We start from the raw sequence: 487 nt of genomic DNA on the forward strand, positions 1-487 counted from the left end.
TATTATTCTATTAAAATTCCTGATTTAAGACCTATGAGGTTTCAAAAACCTTATAGGACTTTTTAAAGTTTAATTCTTTTTAACTTACTTAAACTTGTTTTAAATAAAAGTCAATAATATCAATAGTTTCATAAGAATTTGATTAAAACTGCTTATATTCGATGTAAGTAAGTTTTTAGAATAGTGTAAGTAAATGTAAGTAAAATTAATTGACCTTTTATGAAACCGAGATTTTATTTAAGTAGTAAAAAAAATAAAGATGGACGGGCGGCAGTTTTATTGTTCCTTTCTTATTGTGGTACACGTATAGCAATCAGTACCGGTAAAATTATAAAATCTGAAAATTGGAATCCGGTAAAACAGTGTGCAAAAGGAATTAATGCAGCATCTTTAGATTTCAACAATGAATTATTGAGTTTTGCCAATAATGCAATTGCGATATTAAAAGATTTAGTTGACCGAAAGGAAACCGAAGTTTTAGTTAAGA

At 26.9% G+C, this 487-nt stretch carries 1 protein-coding gene; it reads left to right on the plus strand.

The window, feature by feature from the left end; all coding sequences use genetic code 11:
* Positions 1 to 219: 219 nt before the first annotated feature.
* A partial coding sequence (locus tag E3E36_RS11680; RefSeq protein ID WP_206203663.1) for an Arm DNA-binding domain-containing protein occupies positions 220 to 487 on the plus strand: 268 nt, incomplete at its 3' end.

Origin of the sequence: Thermococcus sp. M36 (assembly GCF_012027355.1) — an archaeon.
Lineage (GTDB): Archaea > Methanobacteriota_B > Thermococci > Thermococcales > Thermococcaceae > Thermococcus.